The 16983-nt window shown below is 66.4% G+C and carries 13 protein-coding genes; 2 read left to right on the forward strand and 11 right to left on the reverse strand.

Features of this window, described 5'->3' with window-relative positions:
- Nucleotide 1: 1 nt before the first annotated feature.
- Both GUV69_RS05740 and GUV69_RS05745 read right to left on the reverse strand, forming a co-directional pair.
- Nucleotides 2-1930: a CHAT domain-containing protein gene (locus GUV69_RS05740; protein ID WP_164200524.1), complete on the reverse strand. Its 1929-nt coding sequence runs from the start codon at nucleotides 1928-1930 to the stop codon at nucleotides 2-4.
- Nucleotides 1931-2289: 359 nt separating this feature from the next.
- Nucleotides 2290-3021 (reverse strand): hypothetical protein, encoded by a 732-nt coding sequence (locus tag GUV69_RS05745; protein ID WP_164200526.1) that lies wholly within the window; start codon nucleotides 3019-3021, stop codon nucleotides 2290-2292.
- 227 nt (nucleotides 3022-3248) lie between these two features.
- Between GUV69_RS05745 and GUV69_RS05750 the strand changes: the two genes are divergently transcribed.
- Complete coding sequence (locus GUV69_RS05750; RefSeq protein ID WP_164200528.1) at nucleotides 3249-4217, forward strand: hypothetical protein; 969 nt, start codon at nucleotides 3249-3251, stop codon at nucleotides 4215-4217.
- Nucleotides 4218-4396: 179 nt separating this feature from the next.
- Nucleotides 4397-5416, forward strand: a complete 1020-nt coding sequence (locus tag GUV69_RS05755) for a hypothetical protein (RefSeq protein WP_164200530.1) — start codon at nucleotides 4397-4399, stop codon at nucleotides 5414-5416.
- A gap of 969 nt (nucleotides 5417-6385) precedes the next feature.
- Here GUV69_RS05755 and GUV69_RS05760 read toward each other — a convergent pair.
- Genes GUV69_RS05760 through GUV69_RS05800 form a run of 9 tightly spaced genes read right to left on the reverse strand, consistent with a single transcriptional unit; the run spans nucleotide 6386 to nucleotide 16983 of the window.
- Complete coding sequence (locus tag GUV69_RS05760; protein WP_164200532.1) at nucleotides 6386-7429, reverse strand: hypothetical protein; 1044 nt, start codon at nucleotides 7427-7429, stop codon at nucleotides 6386-6388.
- Nucleotides 7430-7484: 55 nt separating this feature from the next.
- Nucleotides 7485-8099 carry a hypothetical protein gene (locus tag GUV69_RS05765; protein ID WP_164200534.1) on the reverse strand — a complete coding sequence of 205 codons (615 nt, stop codon included), beginning with the start codon at nucleotides 8097-8099 and terminating at the stop codon, nucleotides 7485-7487.
- Entirely contained in the window at nucleotides 8099-12205 is a 4107-nt protein-coding gene (locus GUV69_RS05770; protein ID WP_164200536.1) for a LamG-like jellyroll fold domain-containing protein, read from the reverse strand. The genes GUV69_RS05765 and GUV69_RS05770 overlap by 1 nt, the downstream gene beginning before the upstream one ends.
- Nucleotides 12202-13521: a baseplate J/gp47 family protein gene (locus tag GUV69_RS05775; protein ID WP_164200538.1), complete on the reverse strand. Its 1320-nt coding sequence runs from the start codon at nucleotides 13519-13521 to the stop codon at nucleotides 12202-12204. Before GUV69_RS05775 ends, GUV69_RS05770 begins: the two co-directional genes overlap by 4 nt.
- Complete coding sequence (locus GUV69_RS05780; protein WP_164200539.1) at nucleotides 13514-13996, reverse strand: hypothetical protein; 483 nt, start codon at nucleotides 13994-13996, stop codon at nucleotides 13514-13516. The genes GUV69_RS05775 and GUV69_RS05780 overlap by 8 nt, the downstream gene beginning before the upstream one ends.
- Complete coding sequence (locus GUV69_RS05785) at nucleotides 13993-14346, reverse strand: hypothetical protein (RefSeq protein WP_164200542.1); 354 nt, start codon at nucleotides 14344-14346, stop codon at nucleotides 13993-13995. The genes GUV69_RS05780 and GUV69_RS05785 overlap by 4 nt, the downstream gene beginning before the upstream one ends.
- Nucleotides 14343-16109: a hypothetical protein gene (locus GUV69_RS05790; protein ID WP_164200544.1), complete on the reverse strand. Its 1767-nt coding sequence runs from the start codon at nucleotides 16107-16109 to the stop codon at nucleotides 14343-14345. Before GUV69_RS05790 ends, GUV69_RS05785 begins: the two co-directional genes overlap by 4 nt.
- Nucleotides 16100-16495 (reverse strand): hypothetical protein, encoded by a 396-nt coding sequence (locus tag GUV69_RS05795; RefSeq protein ID WP_164200546.1) that lies wholly within the window; start codon nucleotides 16493-16495, stop codon nucleotides 16100-16102. The genes GUV69_RS05790 and GUV69_RS05795 overlap by 10 nt, the downstream gene beginning before the upstream one ends.
- Nucleotides 16492-16983 carry a hypothetical protein gene (locus tag GUV69_RS05800; protein WP_208786594.1) on the reverse strand — a complete coding sequence of 164 codons (492 nt, stop codon included), beginning with the start codon at nucleotides 16981-16983 and terminating at the stop codon, nucleotides 16492-16494. Before GUV69_RS05800 ends, GUV69_RS05795 begins: the two co-directional genes overlap by 4 nt.

The following is a 16983-nucleotide window of genomic DNA, read 5'->3' on the forward strand; positions in this document are numbered from 1 at the left end:
CTCAATCGACCTGGCCCACGGCGGCTGTGAACAGAGCCTGCAGCCGGGTGAGCGACCAAGGTTCTTTTGGTTTCACTGCCTCCACGTAAGAGACGTAATCGGCGATCTTATTCTTCTTATACTCGTCGGAAGAAAACGTATTCATGCCGAACCAGATGTCGCCGTAAACGGCTGCTAACCGCAAGTACTCGTTTGCAGTTGGCAGATGGACCGGAACCAGCAGGGCCGGCAGCCCGCGGAGAGGGTCTAGTGCCGCGGCGCCGGCAACCAGGATGACCGAGACGTCAGGGACTTCGCCCTGCGCGATTGGCCTAAGCAGCTGGGGAACAATGAACATGGTCAGCTCGTCAGGGTCGACTTTCTCGAGATGGTCAAGGATTAAGATCAGCGGTTTGGTGCCTGCGGAAGCTGTCAAAGCCTCCAAGAAAACTTGGAACAGGACGCCAACGTGGTCCAGCGTACGCTCGCTGACCGGACCGATGGCACCGAACTCGTCGACGAGGTGGCCCTTCAAATTCTCAGGTGGCGGCTTGCCCGCTGCTACCGCATTGACGCTTGCGTTGAACGTGGCGAACAACTCAGGCGGCAACTGGGCCGTCGGCGTCCCGCCGCTTGCGGGGTCGCGGATAGCCCGCAAAACGTCTAACCAACCGAGGTTGCTTGAGCCCTGCAGGTCGACATAGCGGAGAACGGCTCCCGCTGAACGGAGCAGGTCGCCAGCGCTGCGCGCCACCCACGTCTTTCCGACCCTTGGGTCGCCGTGGATGATGGCCGCCCGGCGCGGCGGGGTCTTGGCGCCAGGATCCAGTGCGAACAGCAACTGCCGGCGCTCGGAAGAGCGGTCGATGGCCCCAACCGGGTCGGGGGAGGTCAGCTGCGGTGGCGCGCTCAGCAGTGGGCCAGGGGCTGCGTGCAACACGAGTTGCGGCAACCATCGGTCGGCACCGCTATGAGTCTCCGCGATGGCCTGCCGTCCGGCTACGCACGCCGTATCGAGCGCGACGCCTGAGACAAGCTTGTCGTAGAAGGCGCGGCTGAAGTCTGCGGCCGCCGCATCGTGGATGGCACCTTGCATGCAGAGGGTGGCCGCCGAGCCGTTGGCCCGGAATGCTTCCCCCAGCCCAATAGTTCCCTCAAAAGCAGCCGACTCGCCTGTGTGGCACGCGTTCAGAATGACGAGCGGAAACTTATAGGCCAACTCGTTTTCGACAGTGTCTGGATCCAGCATGAACGAGTTAGGGGGCTGTCCGATACGCACGCCTGGCGAATGGCCGATCACCATTCCGTGTGCGATGACATGGAGCACATGTGGTTGCAGGGCCTCGCAGGCCGCGCGCAGCTGCGCCTTGTTTGGCGCTTCGAGCACTTCGACATGGAACCGATGAGGTTGTCTGGCTCCGAGCACTTCCAAGGCACGTAGCTCCTCATTCCACCGCAGCCTATTGTCTTCAGTGTGCTCTCTTTCTCCTACCACCGCGAGGACCCGCAGCGGTGGATTGACAAGCGGCACCGGCGCGAGACTCATCGGCGCCCGTACGAACAGCAGGTCCGATGCGGTGAACACGATCTTGCCATTCAGCTGCAGGGCCTCCCAGGGCAGTCGCTGCAGCTCGGACGGACGGATGTCGAGGATGGTCCGCGATGGATGCCGCTCGGCCCAGGCGGTGCCGATGGCTCCATCGAAAGCGAGGGACCATAGGTGCTTTCCGAGCCGTCTTATGATGTCCACGTTTGGGTTCATCCCGCTAAGAGCATTTATCAGCTGTGCGCATAGGTCGGATGCGTCGCTGCCGTCGCCAGGCAGCGGCTGAAGTGGACGGCCGATTACTGCCTGAGATACCTCGGCGAACCCCATGGCGGTCTGTTCGTGCAGCGAAACACGGTAATGCGTTTCGTCATCCACGTCGATCAATATTCCCACCGTCAGCATCTGGACCCCTCGCTACGGCATGCGCACCTAGAGTCCACTTTGACTGAGTCGGAGGAGATGTCAAGAGAAGGGCGCCAAGGCTCAACGCACATTGCCGTTGTCTGTTGGCGGCGCCGATCGAGTAGTCGCCTGTCGGGGCGTCTGCGGCTTCGTTCAGGGGCGGCGTGTCCGTTGTGCTCGATGGCACGGCCTGTGCGTAGGGTGTGGATCTGGGCAGGGCCGAGATACCGTATGCGTGCCCGGGTGGGGATGGCTTTGCCGGTGGCGACGGCGCCCTTGTGGTCGGGGAGCACTACGAGCTCGTGGGGGCGGGGGGTACTGGGTGATCGCGGCGTGGATGGCTTCATCTCTTTTTGCCCCTACTCTGCCCCTGCCAGATCGGTGTTGGTCAGCCAGCCAATAACCGGATCTGTTTTCTTCCCGCTACTGGTTACAAACACGTCGTTGCAGTCGGGTATTGAGCGCATCCTGTTCCGGGCGTCCTCGATGAGGGCGCTGGGGCCGACGAATCCCATGGCCTCTACCAATCGCTTGCGGTCTGGGTCAGCCAATAGGTGGTGCATTTGTTCTGTTAGCGCCGCTGGCTCCTTTGGCGGTGCGATAGATCCAGCGAACGCTACAAGCACGGACTTGTGCACTGTATACAGTACGGCGCCAGCGGCATCAAGAATGGGGATGCGAGCGACGCCTGCTGCCATCATCCTGTTATAGATTTCGACGAGTCCTACGGTTCGTACGTCTGCCCCGGATGCCAAAGTGTGTGTGATCATGCGCGCCTTGGGCACCATTACCGCCGTAACAGGCGTGCTGGACTGAAGTCCGAGAAGCCGTGCAGTGTTTTCCGTTGCCGCGCTCATGTTTTCCCGCGCAAAATAGAACGCCAGGACGGTGCCTACCCAGGTGCCCAGTAGCGGGAGAATCGATGCGAAGACTAGACGCGCCATCTCGGGGCGGTTCTGGGCACTGGCCAACCATAAGGCTGTGGCCGACACCATCGCCATCCCGACCAGGCCTAAGGACACGACAACTATGGCAAGAAGAGCTCTAGTCCTTGCATCATCACTTTCTTTACTGCTCTGCATATCAGCCACCCCCTTCTGAATTTGTCCACGTCCAATGCTCAGGTCATCCGTTTCAAGACCCCGAACAGGGGCGCAAGAATCAGGTGAATTCTAGGTTCAAGCAGTACGCCTTGGAGCGTTACGGGAGCGTTACGGCTTCGCAGTCGGCCCGGGCCTGGTTTTCGCGTCGCTGGGCTGCTGCCCTCGCTTCTGGTTCCTGGAACAAGCAGTGTGCAGTCTGCCGGGTGAGGGGGTTCATGGGGCAGCTATTCGCTCCGCGTCCAGCGAAGTTTCTCGAATGGTCAACACATTTCTTGTCTGCCGTCGGCGGGAGGATCACGCATGTGTCGGTCGCGGAAGTGACCATCGAGCTCGCGGAGGTGACCGAGGAGGGTCTGTCTTGGCGAGGCAAAGGTGGAATCGACGTGCGCGGGCTAGTAGCGGCTCAGGACGTCAACGATTCCTACTTCGATACTCTCCGACAGTCTTTGATGACACCGAGAACTGCCGACTACTTTGTGGTGGATCTCAGAAGTGATGGCCGGAAGGAATGGCTAACATCGCGGCTCTATATCTTCACCTACCTTCTAAGCCGTTTGAAAGACGTACGATCCGTCGTATTCATCGCGGCCCGAGGAGACATAAGGGGTCACTACCTCGGTGTCGCAAGCTGCCAGGAACTCCTGCAAGCGCTGACGGCAGCCCAGCCATGGTTGCGTCTGGCCCGATTCCATGTCGAAAAAGACCTCGTACATCAACTTGCCGAGACCGCCGTGGGCGCGGAGCAGACTTACCCGGATGACCTCTGGGTACCTCCCGATCTCGAGAACCGATGGGAGCAAATGCGAACAAGCCAGTATTATGAGGACTCACTCAGAATTGCCCAGCAGTTCCTGCAACACATCCAGTGGGTTCAACCAGCCGGAACTGCCGACCCGGGACCTACATGGCTGCGTCTTCCCGACAAGCCTGATCAACCACCGACTTGGGAGCATGCGACCTGGATCACGAGCTCCGACCTCACCGACGGGATACTCCGCAACGCCGTTCAAGGAGACAGATCCCTACCCGATGACCGCTCATGGTCGGCCGAAGAAAGAGTGCAAAAGGCCGCCCAAGCGCGAGGTGACTTCCTCGCGCTTCGGGGACCCGACAACCGGTTCGAGCGCCTGATTGATCGGCGAAAGCTCCTTGAGGAACTGGGCGAAGCCACAGTCAAGCCATAACGCCGGCTGACGAGCCGATTCGAGGAGTTCAGAATCGCAGTTGGTGACTGATATGGGCAGGTCTGCGGCGACACCGGTGGCCCGTGAAGTGAGCCCGGGCGAACTGTTGTAGCACCGCGGCTATATCGGTAACGGCACCTGGGGGTAAAATTTCTTGAGCGGCGCGGCAGGGGGCCCTGATGGAAGAGAATGTCGAACAACCAGCCTTCGTTGGGTACTACTCAGGGGCATGGCTCTGGCCCGACGATCAGATCGGGTGGGTAAAGACGGTCCTGCCATTCTTTGACAAGGTGTCCCTAATTCTGCCCGCAGAGCTCCTCCCTCGCGTTCTGGACCAAGATCCAGTCCTGGCCCAGCCACTGTACGAGATGGGCCTGCTTGTCAACCGTGAACCAAAGGACGTTTTGGATGTAGAGGCGAGCCAATCGATCGCCAAGGCGATGCAGGAAGCAGTCTTTCAGGGCCGCACTAACTCTCTTTCGCCTTTTGCTGACACGCTGGTCGGAAGGCGAAGGCGTCGCGGGATCACCTTTGAACATTTGGGTCCGAGTCCCGAAGCGTTGGAGGTTTTGAGCGCGCTTCAGGAGCGCGGCCTGGCAGGAACTGTCGGAGATGACGGCCTCTTCCGTATGGAGGAAGATCTGCAGATGCTTCTCCTGGCCATTTGCGCACAGACGATGTGTTCAGTTGACCGCGCGGGCGGACTCGATGCCGTGCCATTCCGGCCGCACGCCGACAGAGCGGCTAGAAACGATAACCCATGGGACCCTGCGTACGCACTGGCCAATGACGTCGGTGCCGTCGGTGCGGATCTTTCCAAGCTCGCGCTCGACGAGGTACTGGATATACGGAAGACGCATGGCTCTGCCTACCGAGCGTATCTCCGAAATCTGAGAGCCTTCGTTCGTACGCTGCCAGTCGAGGACGCCAATCCACGTGATCTGCATCGAGCTTACGCCGAAAGGCGTGAGGAAATTCTCGACGCAGCGAGCGATCTGCAGCGCGCGACACGCATAAGCGACCTAAAGCAAAATCTAAGCGTTGGGCTCGGATGGGCGGGGGCCATGTGGACAGCTAGCACCGGAAACTACATTGGAGCGGCGCTGGCCGCAGCCGGGGCAGCAGTCGGTCTGGTCCCTAGTCGTCACCCCACGTCTGCTTACAGCTATCTCTTCCGCGTGGCAGACCGCGGGCGCTGATTCCGAACACCTGCAGCAAGCGTTAGGACTTCTCCGGTATGCCTGAGGCCGCCTTCAGGGACATGCACGCCTTCGCCGCAGGACTGTCGTCCCTGCCCGGACCGCAAGGAGCAATCTTCAGTTGGTCCATCAGGTAAACATGGCTTGTCCGGGGGGCTACAAGCAGTACCAGCGGCCTGCCTTTACCGTCTCGGCCAAGGCGTGAATTTTGGTGCTTAGTCATCGCACGGCCCCCAACACGGTTAGCAGGGGCTCGGTGGTCTGCCCCCCAAAGTGCTTAGAACCGAAAGTCGAACTACTCCCGGATATCCGGGAGTAGGGCCCCGTTACATTTATTGGGTCCCCGAGGGTCGGGGATTTGGTCGCTGGGCCCGGTATAACTTTCTCGCCCTGTCATAAATGATCCGGGGGTGTTGTCGCCGAGTTCGGAGGCACGCGTTGACTGCTGATCGGGACACGGCCGGCTCCTTCCGGTGGGGCCAGATCTCTTTGTAACGTGGGTTGAGATATTTTTTCGCGAACTATTCGCACAGCTGAGCCTCAGCAACGAGAAGCGTTTCGACAAGATCGTTGAAGCTCTCGACAACTACAACTCGCTTCTCGTCCCGTTTTCTTGGGTTCCTTTTATCGGGCCAGCCTTCAAACACTGGAAAGAACTGACCGCAGCTACAAAGCAGCTACGAGCGAACCCCAAGGGAAGAGTCCCGCCGACTGGCTTCGTCATCATAATGCCATAAAAGGCCAAGGGATCAGCCGATTGCCTGTTTTCCAGCATGCATGTCTGACCCCGTCGGTCCACTTGCACAATCCCTTCAACTTCTGTCCCACATCGGTGGTGCACTTCAGCCATCTCGACCGGAGTGGGGCGTCGCGGACACCGATATTTTCAGCGAGCGCCCGCGCGTTACAGGCGGCTATCGGACCGCGGCTGGCAGACCAAGGCCTTCGATCGTCGTCAGGGCCGGGGGTTCACCGGACGACGGTCGCGAGCATGCGGGCGCCGGAGAGGACCTCGCCGTTGCTGTCCCGCTGGACCACGTCGAAGGTAAACACCTCGCCGGGCTGGGTCTTGAGGTCAAATCGGCCCATGACCCGCATCGGCATAACGTCGTCCGGGCGCAGCGCGAACTTCACCTCAGGCCCGGAGCCGAAATCGCCGTCTAACCCGAGGTCGAGCATCCGCCTTCGCGTACCGGAGACGATGACCTGCTGATCCGGTGGCAGTTCCGCGTCACCTCCAAGCACCAGGCGGGTGCACTTCGGGTCCTGGTCAGGGTGGGTCCACTCGACGTGGCCGCCCGACAGGAGGTGCTCCCGTTCGGTGCGGCCGAAGCCGCCCCGGCGGATCTGGGTAACTGTGAGGGTGCCCTCGAGGTCGTTCACCGTCGGGTTCCCGACCAGGAAGGGGAACACGAACTCCCCCTCGCCCTGTTCTATGAGCATCGCTGAGGCGAACTTCGCGTTGATGTTCCGCCACCCGTGGTGGGAGTCGCAGCAGATGAAGATGACGTCTTTCGTGAACGGGGGCGTCACCGAGATCTTCAGTCCGTTGTCCGGGGCTTTCCCGTAGGCGTTGGCGATGATGCAGTGGTGCCCGTCGGGGTTACGGATCGCGTCAGCGTGGGTCACCCGCCACACCAGCTTCGCCGACCTGGAGGCCCCGGAGCCGATTTCCCCCAGTAACCGCGGCCCCAGGCCCGCCGGGCCACCGGCCGACGGGACGCCGCCCTTGGGACCGATGCCGACTCCGTAGTCGCACACCCACACCTGGACTTCGACGTCCTCGATGGTCTCCGTGCCCGCGTTCCACACCGTCACTTGGATGTAGTTGTCGATCGTCTGGCCAGCCATGGACGGCGCCTTGGCGGTCCCGGCGTCGATCCCGCCCTGAATCTCGATGTCCGGGCACCTCCAGAAGTCTGTGCACGGCTCGATCGGCCGCTTCTCTTTCTCGCCGTCCTTACGGCGCAGGTAGAGCGGACCGGACTTCACTGTTCCTTCGTTGCAGGTCATTGGTGATTCCCTTCGGTTAGAGCTGATCAGGTCGGCTGGATCAGGGGAGGATGGATCAGGCAGGGATGTAGACGATCTGGAAGCCGGAGAAGAGCGCGGTCTGCTTAACGTCGTTCCGCCAGTTCCACTGCAAGACCAAGTGGTACTTGAACTGCTTGACGTCGACCGTGGCCAGCGCCCCCGGAGCGATATCGTCCCGCTTTGTGAAGGTGCCGCCGGTGCCGTCGACGGTGGCAATGGCCTCGCCATGCGGAGCCCCGACCAGCAGTTGACGCTGCAACTGCGCGACGGCCAAGCTGTCTCCGCTGGCCTCGCCGTAGGCCGTGAAACTCACCAGCCGGGCCCCGTTTGGCAGTGATAGCGGCATGAAACCCTCCGCCCGGTCAGCGTTAGCTGGACTCTGAACCACCCCGCTGCCCTGCGCCCACGGATACGCCGAGAAACTGAACACCACGGGCGTCAGGGTAAGCGTCACCGGCTGCACCGGCGTCTGGATGCTAAGGCGGTCGAGGGTGTCACGGATCTCCTTCACAATCCTGGAGAGGGTCAGGAACTCGGCCGAGATTGCTTGGAAGCGGACGTTGAAACCGTTCTCCCCGCCCGCGCTGACCCGGTCGAGCTGGTCGATCCAGTCCTTGGGCGCGAACTGCGGTGTGTAGTTGAGCGGCATCAGCGATCTCCTTCTTGACGGGTGCGGGCGGGGCCGCGGCGGCGGAAAACTGGGAACGTGTAGCCTGGCAACAGGTCGTCCAGGGTCACGAGTTCGACGACGCGTGCGCGCAGCAGATCGGTGCGCACTTCGACGCCGATTGGGCAGAACCGGGTCAGCGCGTTCATCACGAGGTCGTACTGATCCTTACGCAGCCTTACGTCCGGTCTGGCCTCCAGTGCGGGACTGAGCCGTACCGCGAACTGGTAGGGACGGGCGCCGTCGGCAGGCAGGTACAGTGCCCGGACCAGTATCGTCCCGGGCCGCACCCCACGGACCGAGGAGGAGGGCGCGGCGACCGTCTCCGGCTCTGCCGCGGCCGCCCCGAGCGGCACCACGGACCATGCGGCCTCCTCGCCGTTCCCGCGGCCAAGAGTGGCTACGCCGGCCTGCTCGGGGTCGTGCGGGGGCGTTGCAGCCAACGGCCCGAGGTCTGCTGTCAGCAGTGTACCTGTACCGGGTGAGAGCACGGCCAGCCCCGGTCGGTAGGGCCCGGCTGACGGCGTCGCCGCCAGTCCCCCGGCCGCTCCCCCCGCGCGCAGAGCAGGGTCCAGTAAGGAGGACGCCGCGACGTCCAGCACCCGGACCTCGCCCCGGCCCTCATCCGGGCCCCCCGGGACCCCAGCGGTAGCGGCGAACACCCGTGTGCCGTCATCCGCGGCCGCGAGGCGGTGCGGCGGCATCCCTGGCGCGAATCCGCTCACCACCGCGACCTGTTTATGGTCGCTGACGCGGTGCACCCGGATCGTGCCGGTGGCGGCCGCGGCGTCGTCCGCCTCGCAGGCGATGTAGAGTTTGCCGGCGGTCACGACGGCGTCGACCGCGCCGACGCCGGTTGCCACCGGAGGCCCAGCGAGGGTAAGGGTCGCCGTGTCGACCCGGAGGAACCTGTCATCGGCCAAGACGACGTACACGCCGTTGCCGTCGGGGGTGGCGGCGAGTGCCCTGGGCACGGCGGGCAGAACCAGCGGGCCTGCAACGGGGGCGCCTGTGGTCGCGTCGTAGGCGCGAATCGACGGGGTCCCGCTACCGGCGGAGGCGACGAACACCCTGGTGCCCGCATGTGCAAGTGCCACCGGCTGCGGCGTCGTCCCGGTATCAGCGACTGGGGTGAGGCCATCGGTGGTCAATACCGAGATGCGGTTCAGCAGCGGGTGGAGGGCGAATACGCGGTCGGTGGTGATGACCAGCCCGTCGGGGGCTGGCAGCACTGCGACCGAACGCTCGAAGACCGGCCGCGGCGGGCCTCCGGGGGTCACCGGGGCGAGGGCGTAGACGGCGATCCGGGAGTCCGCGCGATCGGTGACGTAGGCCCGTCGGCCGTCGGGTGAGATACTGACCGCGCGGGCGTCAGCCCGGGGTTCGACCTTTACCGGAGCCGGGTCGCCCGGCGCGCCGAGTTCGCCGGTGACAATCCGTGCGGGGGCCAGAACGGTGAGCGGTTCCCCGTCCCCGGTGGTCACCCGAAGCGGGCCCGAAAGGTCGAGATGAGCGAACCCTGCGGCGAAGGCCCGCGCGGCCAGCGCAGGGCCGTCGAAGGCGGTGTGTGTCAACTCGAGGACGCGTCCCTGCGCTACTAGGGGGTCCGCGCCGGCCACGAAAGCGCGTTTCACTTGGAGCTTCCCGCCGTCGGCGGAGAGGATCTTGAGCAGGCGATCCAGACGCCGCCCAGCTTCGGGGTGCACACGACGGGCGTCGAGGCTGGTGTACCCGACGGCGGCGCCGGTCAGGTCATCTGTCCGGGTCACCAGCGATGTCTCGGGGAGGGCGGTCACCGGCAGCCCCACAATGGACCGTCTGACGCCGCGACGCCCGTCCGCCGCGATCGTCTGCCCCGCGCCGAGGGAGGTGTCGTTCAGCCCGATTCGGATCCGTCGGGCCCCGCGGGCGGTGAGGTGCCGCCGCGCGATCTCGATCTGGACGACGACGTCCCCCGCGGCATCGGCATGCAGCACCGCGTCCGGGGAGAGGCCGGTCACCTCCAACCGCGCCGCCCCGGCCCCCGCCCGGAGCACAGACCAGCGGACCTCTCCTCCGGCGATCGCGGCGGGCGAAGGGTCCACCCGCAGGGCCAGTGTTCCTCCCTCGGCGACCTCCGGGGTGCCAGGCACCACCGGGGCCAACCCGGGCAGCAGGACGCGCAGCACGTTCCCCTGCGGCACGCTTGCGACTACCGTGCCGTCGGGCCGGTGCCACACCCATGCAAACCCGGCCGCGTGCGCCGCGACCGCGAGCTTCCCGGCGTCCATGCCGTCATGTCGCAGGAGCAGTCGCCGCCCGGCCGCAGCTACAGGATCGGCCCCTACCTCCGGACCATCCTCCCGTGAACCAGTACCGGCACCGCTGGCAGCCCCGTGACGTGCCGCCGTGAGGGTCCCCCCGGCACCGGCGAGCTCGGCCCGCAGCGCTTCCAGGCCCTCGCGGGCGGCCCAGTGCATCCACCGGTCCGTCTCCGCGGCGAAGACCAGCCCGGGGGCGTCGGGGCAGCGGGTCAGCCACGCAGGGTCGGAGCCGACGTCGTCCGCGCCCGCGACCTGCACCTCGTCGACTCCACCCTCGCCGGCCGCGGTGATCGAGCGCCCTGGCGGCAGGGGCGGCGGCAGAACGCGGATGCTCGCCGACCCTGCCGGGGTCCACGGCAGGCGCTCTTCGACGACGAACGGCTCCTTCTCCCCCGCCACCGGTCCGACCAGCTCGTTTAGGGCATGGGCGATGCCCTCCGGGGTTGGCAGCCGCCAGCGTTGGAAGACCTCGAGCCTCCGCCGATAGTCCGTGTCGCCCTCGCCCAGGACAGGGGTGAAGTCGGTACGTGCGACAGAGGATAGCCGGACCTCGTCCAACAGCCCGTCGTACGGAAGCGGAGTCGTCACGGCCCCGTCAACGCGACGCCCGTCGCCGAGGACCACCGGTTCGGTGGTCGCAATCGCGCCGAGTTGCGGGACCGGCCTGCGGTCGACCTCGACGCCGTCCAGCAGCAGCCGCAGCATCGGTGGGGTGAGCGATCCGTCGAGCGTCGCGGCCACGTGGTGGAATCTGCCGTCGCGTAGGTCCTTGTCACCGTGCACGGCACCAGTGCGCACGCCGTCCGAGACGGTGAACCGGCAGTTGCCGTCCACGCCTAGGAAACGGCCGATCGCCAACGACCATCCGGCACCAACGTTCACCGCCGTCCCCTTCCCGAGGGCAACGCCACCGGGACCGCCCACCGTCGGGGCGAGCAACGCCTCGGCAGTGAACGACGCCCCGGCAGGGAGGTCGAACGCACTGTGGTGCGCAATGGTGATTTGGCGCCCGCCGGAGAATCCGAAGGCCCCGCCGAACCGCCCTGACCTCCCGGAGGCCGCCATGGGCGGGCCGTTCTGCCCGGGATGGCCCACTGCCGCGTACCCTGCGCTCTCCTCGGCGACAGTCGTCACCTCGGGCTGCCCGGCGGGCGGCTGGTCGTCCAGGTGCCATAACGCGATGGTAACCGGGTCCCAGGAGTGGGGGCGGGGCGGGAACCGGAGCACACCGAGGTCCTGGCCGAGCAGGTCCAGACCGGCGTCCCTGGCGGTCTTGGCGTCGGTCTGCGCGGTGATGTCCAGGGCCTGTGCCCGCAGCTCCTCTCGTTCGGCGGCGACTACCCAGAGCAGCTTGGCCAGGTTCCCCAGAAGGGCGACGAGGGTCCATCCCGCGGCCGCCGTCGGAAGTCTCACCCCGGTCACCCGCAGGGCCGGGGTGATCGCTGCCGCAGCCCCCGGGAGTGGGACAGCCAGGGGCCGGCCGGCCGGCCACCCGGCCGGGACGTCGAGGCTCAGACTCTGTTCCGTTCCCCCCGTTTGGGACACGTACCGGACCTCGATGACGACGCCCCATGCCTGCTGCAGGTGCGGAATCAGCAAGTAGGCCGGGCGGTCCGGGAGTCGGCCGCCGTGCCGCGCGGCATACCCGGCGAAGTCGTAAGACTGCACGTCCGTGACGCCCCCCGCGGTGGTCCCCCACTCCAGCGCCCACCGCTCCATCCCCCGCGCGTACCGCGGGGTCAGGGCGTCATCCATCGTCTTCAACGACGCGACGTCGAAGTTCACTGGCCCACCACCTCGATGTCGTTCAGCGGCGAGTCGTATCCGAACAGCGCGATCTCGTCCGACGCCAGCTCGATATTCTCCCCGCCCGCCAGCTCTGCAGCCTCACCAAAACGGCCGCCACCGAAGTTGATCCCGCCGAGGGCCGCGGGGCCCCGCCGCAGATGCAACCGCTGAACGTCAACTACGCCCCGCACTTCTCGGGCCAGCACCAGCACGTCGGAGAACAGGACGCCGCGGCCCAGCCGCAGGTTCTCGACCCGGCCAGCCAGCAGATCCAGAAAGGCCCCGCGCACGGCGTCCCGGTCATGCCCGGCCTCGGCGACCAGCCGCGCCCGCACCCCAACGTCCACCGAATTGGCGTGCACGAGGTTGGGGAACACCGAGACCGGCCGCTGGTCGCGCACGACCTCCAGCACTGCCTCGCGCACACCGCGAACACCGCTGCCGGGGGCGGCCACCCAGTCGTAGCCTGCGCGGGTCGCGACCACCACGTCGAAGTAGTAGGGCGATCCCGCCTGCCGCTGGCGGGAGAACGCGCGCTGGCCGAAGGCGAAGACGCCGAAGTAACTCTGCGAGACATCGACGCCGCCGAGAGGATCGAAGACGTCAGCGTCGCGTACGCCCTCCACGTCCAGGACGGCGCTGAGCACGGCGTCACGGGTCCAGAGCGTCCGCGGGATGCCGAGCAGCCTGGACCGATAGACGTCGTCCGCTTCGACCAGGTCGCCGCCACTCACCGCGGCCGGGTTTGCGACGGCGAGCGTGGCGCCGTCCAGGCGCAGGTTGGCGGCCAGCCACGCGGGGACGACCCGCAGGGCGCTGTCGACCGGCACCTCGCCAGCGGGCCCGCGGACGACCGCCTCGACGTCCACGTCGGCCGTGACCGACCCTGAGTCGAGAACGGCGTGCCGCACCGTCCGCAGGGCGACCACGGCGGCGTCCAGGTCGATGGGCGTCCCCTCTGGGAGCACGTAACGGCGGCCGGATGCGATCGTGCCGCCGAGCGTCACCGTCACCGCGCCCCGGGCAAACAATTGCCGCCGCTTCAGGCCGAGGTTAGTGCCGAGCAGGTCCAGCGAGGCCCCCTGGGCGGTGGTAACGAAACCGGCGTAGTACTGACTCTCCAGCGCCCGCCAGAGGTCCTGGGCCTCCCACGCGGTTGCGTCCAGCACCTTGCGCAGTGCACTGCCGGAGCTCAGGTCGACGTCGTCGCCGAACATCGTGCGCGCGCGGGCTTGCGCCCCGGCCAGGATCTCGTCGATCCCTTTGATCACGAAGCCGTCCGGCGTCACACCGAACGCGGGCCCCTCAGACACCGGTACCTCCCAGCGGCAGGTCCAGCACGTCGCCCGCAACCGTCTCGAGCACCACGTGGACCATGTGCTCCCGGCTGCGGCGGGCGGCGTCGGCGATCCGCTGCGCGGTCTGCGCGTCCACCCCGGCCAACGCCGCGAAGCGGGCCTCATCCTCGAAGACGACGTCGCGCACGTCCCGCACCCGGCGATCGGCGCTCATCGTGCGCACCAACTGCATCTTCACGTAGACCCGGCGCGAGTCGACACCGTGGGCAAAGGCCCCGATAGCCAGCCGGTCGAATCCGAATCCCACGTTGAGCCGGTCGCTGCCGAGTTGGGTCTCGACGGCACCCTCCAGCGCCTGGGCCAGGGTGTCGGCCCCCCTGACGGTCGCCAGGTCGCGGGCCCCGGCATCCAGCATGAGGTCGCCGACCTCCAGACGGAGGCCGACCCCCAAGCTCGGGCGCTCCGGGTCCTCGGGGATCGGGACGCTCACGACGCCTCCAGCGTGGTCTGCCCGGCGTCCGCGACCTTCCACGTGCCCGACGGGCCTTTGCTCGTCGTCAGGCCGTTGGCCGTGGCCAGCAGCACCGGCCTACCGCCGACAGCGAGCTTCCTGGCCGCCCCGCCCGGCAAAGCTGCGCCGGTGGTGCAGGGCGCCGGGCTGGGCTCGGGGGTCGTGTTCTTGCAGGGGGGTGAGGCGCTCGCGAAGCTCAGCCCCGCTTCCGCCCCCGCCGGCACGGCGCCGTGGCCGTCGACGGTCAGCCGCGCGTCGCCCGCGCTCACAGTAATTCGCCCGCCGTGCGAGCACTCCAGAACCGCGCCCGCGACCACGACCATGCTCATGAGATCGACACCTTCCCGTCGGCGAGGGTGACTGTGACGCCGCCGCCCTTGAGGACCAATTGCTGCGACCCGGCGTCCACGCTGACGGCGCCTTGGTCATCGATCTGCACCTTCGTGCCGCTGCTGTGGGTGATGAGGAAGGTGTCAGACTTCCCCTCCGACGGCCGCTTCCCGACATTCGTGCACGCACTCTTACCAACCGTGACCGAGAGGCCAACGGCCTCGATCACCCGGCGACCGTCGGCGGCGGTGAGGTCGTTGACCCCTTTGCCGCTGGGGAGCGCCGGGTTCCCAGAGATCTCGGTTGGCAGGCACAGCCACCAGTCGCCCGCCTTCGACTCCGGCGGCGTCGCCGCCGGTTCCTGGGACCACAGGAACCCTGTCACGACGCTGTCGTCACGGGAGTCGCGCACCTGGTTAAGCAGCGCGCGCATGCCCTCATAGACCGGCACCGACAGCCCCACGTTGTGCCACGCGAATGGCGATGCCATCGGCTTGTCGGGGAGTTTCGGGCCGTCCTGCGGGATGTCCCGCTGGACGCTCGGGGAGACCACCCGGGTAGCGCGGTCCGGGCGGTAGACGAGCGACGCCGTTCGAGCCGTCGGCGTGGATGCCGTGATCTGTCCGGCCTCGACGGACGGCGTCGCGCTGCCGGCGTCCTTCACGATCCCCTTGATGCGGTCGGCCACCGCCGCGGCTGAGGCCTTGCGACTCTTCTCGCTGCCATCGCGGTTGACGTGGGCCTTCCCGTCGGGGTCGAAGAACGCGGCCCTGCCGGTGCACACGTATCCTTCCTTCGGGGAGAAGGAGTGGGTAAGGTCCAGGATCCGGAAAGCCCGGTCGGGGTCGCTGTAGCCCTCGACCCCGGCGACCACGAGCTGGCCGGCGCGTAGCCGGGGCTCGCCGAGGACGGTGAAGTCGAACGCCCGGACGCTTTCCGTGTCCGGGCGGTCGTCCACGACCCGGCGGCCCTTGCCGCCGAAGCTCATCGGCGTGAACTGCGCCAACCGGGCCGACAGTTTCCCCTCGGCGGTGACCAACGTATCCTCAGTTAGGATGTAGGCGAGTACCCGCGGCAGGGAAGTGAAATTGGGCTTGGGGCTGCCTGCGGGCAGCCGCACCGCGGTGCCGAACTGGACGCCCTCGGGCTGCAGCAGTAACTCGGCGCCGAAGTACTCGGCCATGCCTTGGAGCAGGGCGAAGGCGTGGCCGCCGTCCCGGGCGAAGGCCTTCCGCTTGTCCTCGGCCTCGGGCCCGACTGTGCCGACCACATGCGTCCCGGCGGACCCGGTGACAGCCCTCACCATGTCGGCCAGCGACGTCTCCTCGGCCTCGGCGATCGTCGCCCGCTTCGCGTCCTTCCCGCCTGTGCCGTCGGTCTGTTTCTTCGCGATCAGCAGGCGCGCACTGGTCGTGTCGTGGCCGCTGACTTTCACCCCCACCGGCGCGTAGCCGCGGGCGGCGGTGATTTCGTCCACGTAGCCGTCCAGCAGGAGGCCGCGGTTGCCGGGCTCGTCGAGGTAGCCGAGCGTGATCCGGATCCGGACGCCAAGCCCCTCACCGGCCTTCTGGTGGGCGGCCAGGACCGTGCTCAGCACGTCCGAGGGGAGGTCGGCGAAGGTGACGTCGAAGGTGGTGAGTTTGTCGACGCCCGAGACCACCTTGACTGTGGCGTCGGCGAGCCGCTTGCCGCTGTAGACGTCGCTGGAGAGGGTGACCTGCTGGTCGGGGAACTCGACCTGGTACCAGAGAACTACGCCCATCGCTCGGCCACCCCCAGACGGATCACGCTGCCAAATCGGCCGGCGCCGTTGAGGTTGCCGTGCGCGATCCGCGCCTCGTGGAGGGTCAGTGCGAGCGGGCCGGCCACGTGGACCAGCCCGGGCTCGGGCACCAGCTTGCGCAGCAGGAGGATCCGTGTCCCGGCGCTCACTCGGACCACCAAGTGTCCATGCGGCGTCCCGACTCGCCCGGCGGCTGGTCCGGGCCAGGCCAGGTCGTAGACAGTGTCCAGCGGGTCCTCGGCCGGGACGTCGAGGCTGGCGTAGACAGCGAAGTCGTAGGTTCCGGCGCCGACCGGACAGGAGACCGCCTGGGGTAGGCCATCGTCCGGGGTGAACGGCACCCGAAAGAACTGCATCGCGCTCACATCCGCTCCCCGAGCTGCTTTGCCAGCGGCTGGATGCCGCCGACTGAGGGCAGCGCGGCTGTCGTGACCGCGAGCGCCAAATCCAGTGCCTCCCCGATCAGCGCGACCATGCTGGAACGCGGTACGTGCTCGAGGGTGATGCTCACGTCGACCGCGTCGCGCTTGGCGTTGGACTGCGTGAACTTCAGGCTGGTGATCTGCATCTCCAGCGAGATCGTCATACCCGAGACCACTGGAAGCCCGGTCTTGCTCAGCCCCGGCGCGACCCCCGCCGCCGAAGCCCGCGAGACCAGCGCCATCGACTCCAGTGCTTTCTTCATCAGCAGCCGCGAGGAGCCCAGCAGCACGGCCTCGACCTGGATCGTCCGCTTGGTCGGGCTGACCAGCTGGGCCAGCCGGCTTCCGCTGATCCGGGCCACCTCGTACCCCTCGTTGAGGGTGAGGCTGGTTACCGTGAACAGCGGCACCGCCCCGACCAGCACTGGCAC

Source organism: [Micrococcus luteus] ATCC 49442, assembly GCF_010367585.1.
Classification (GTDB): Bacteria; Actinomycetota; Actinomycetes; order Actinomycetales; family Micrococcaceae; genus Arthrobacter; species Arthrobacter luteus_A.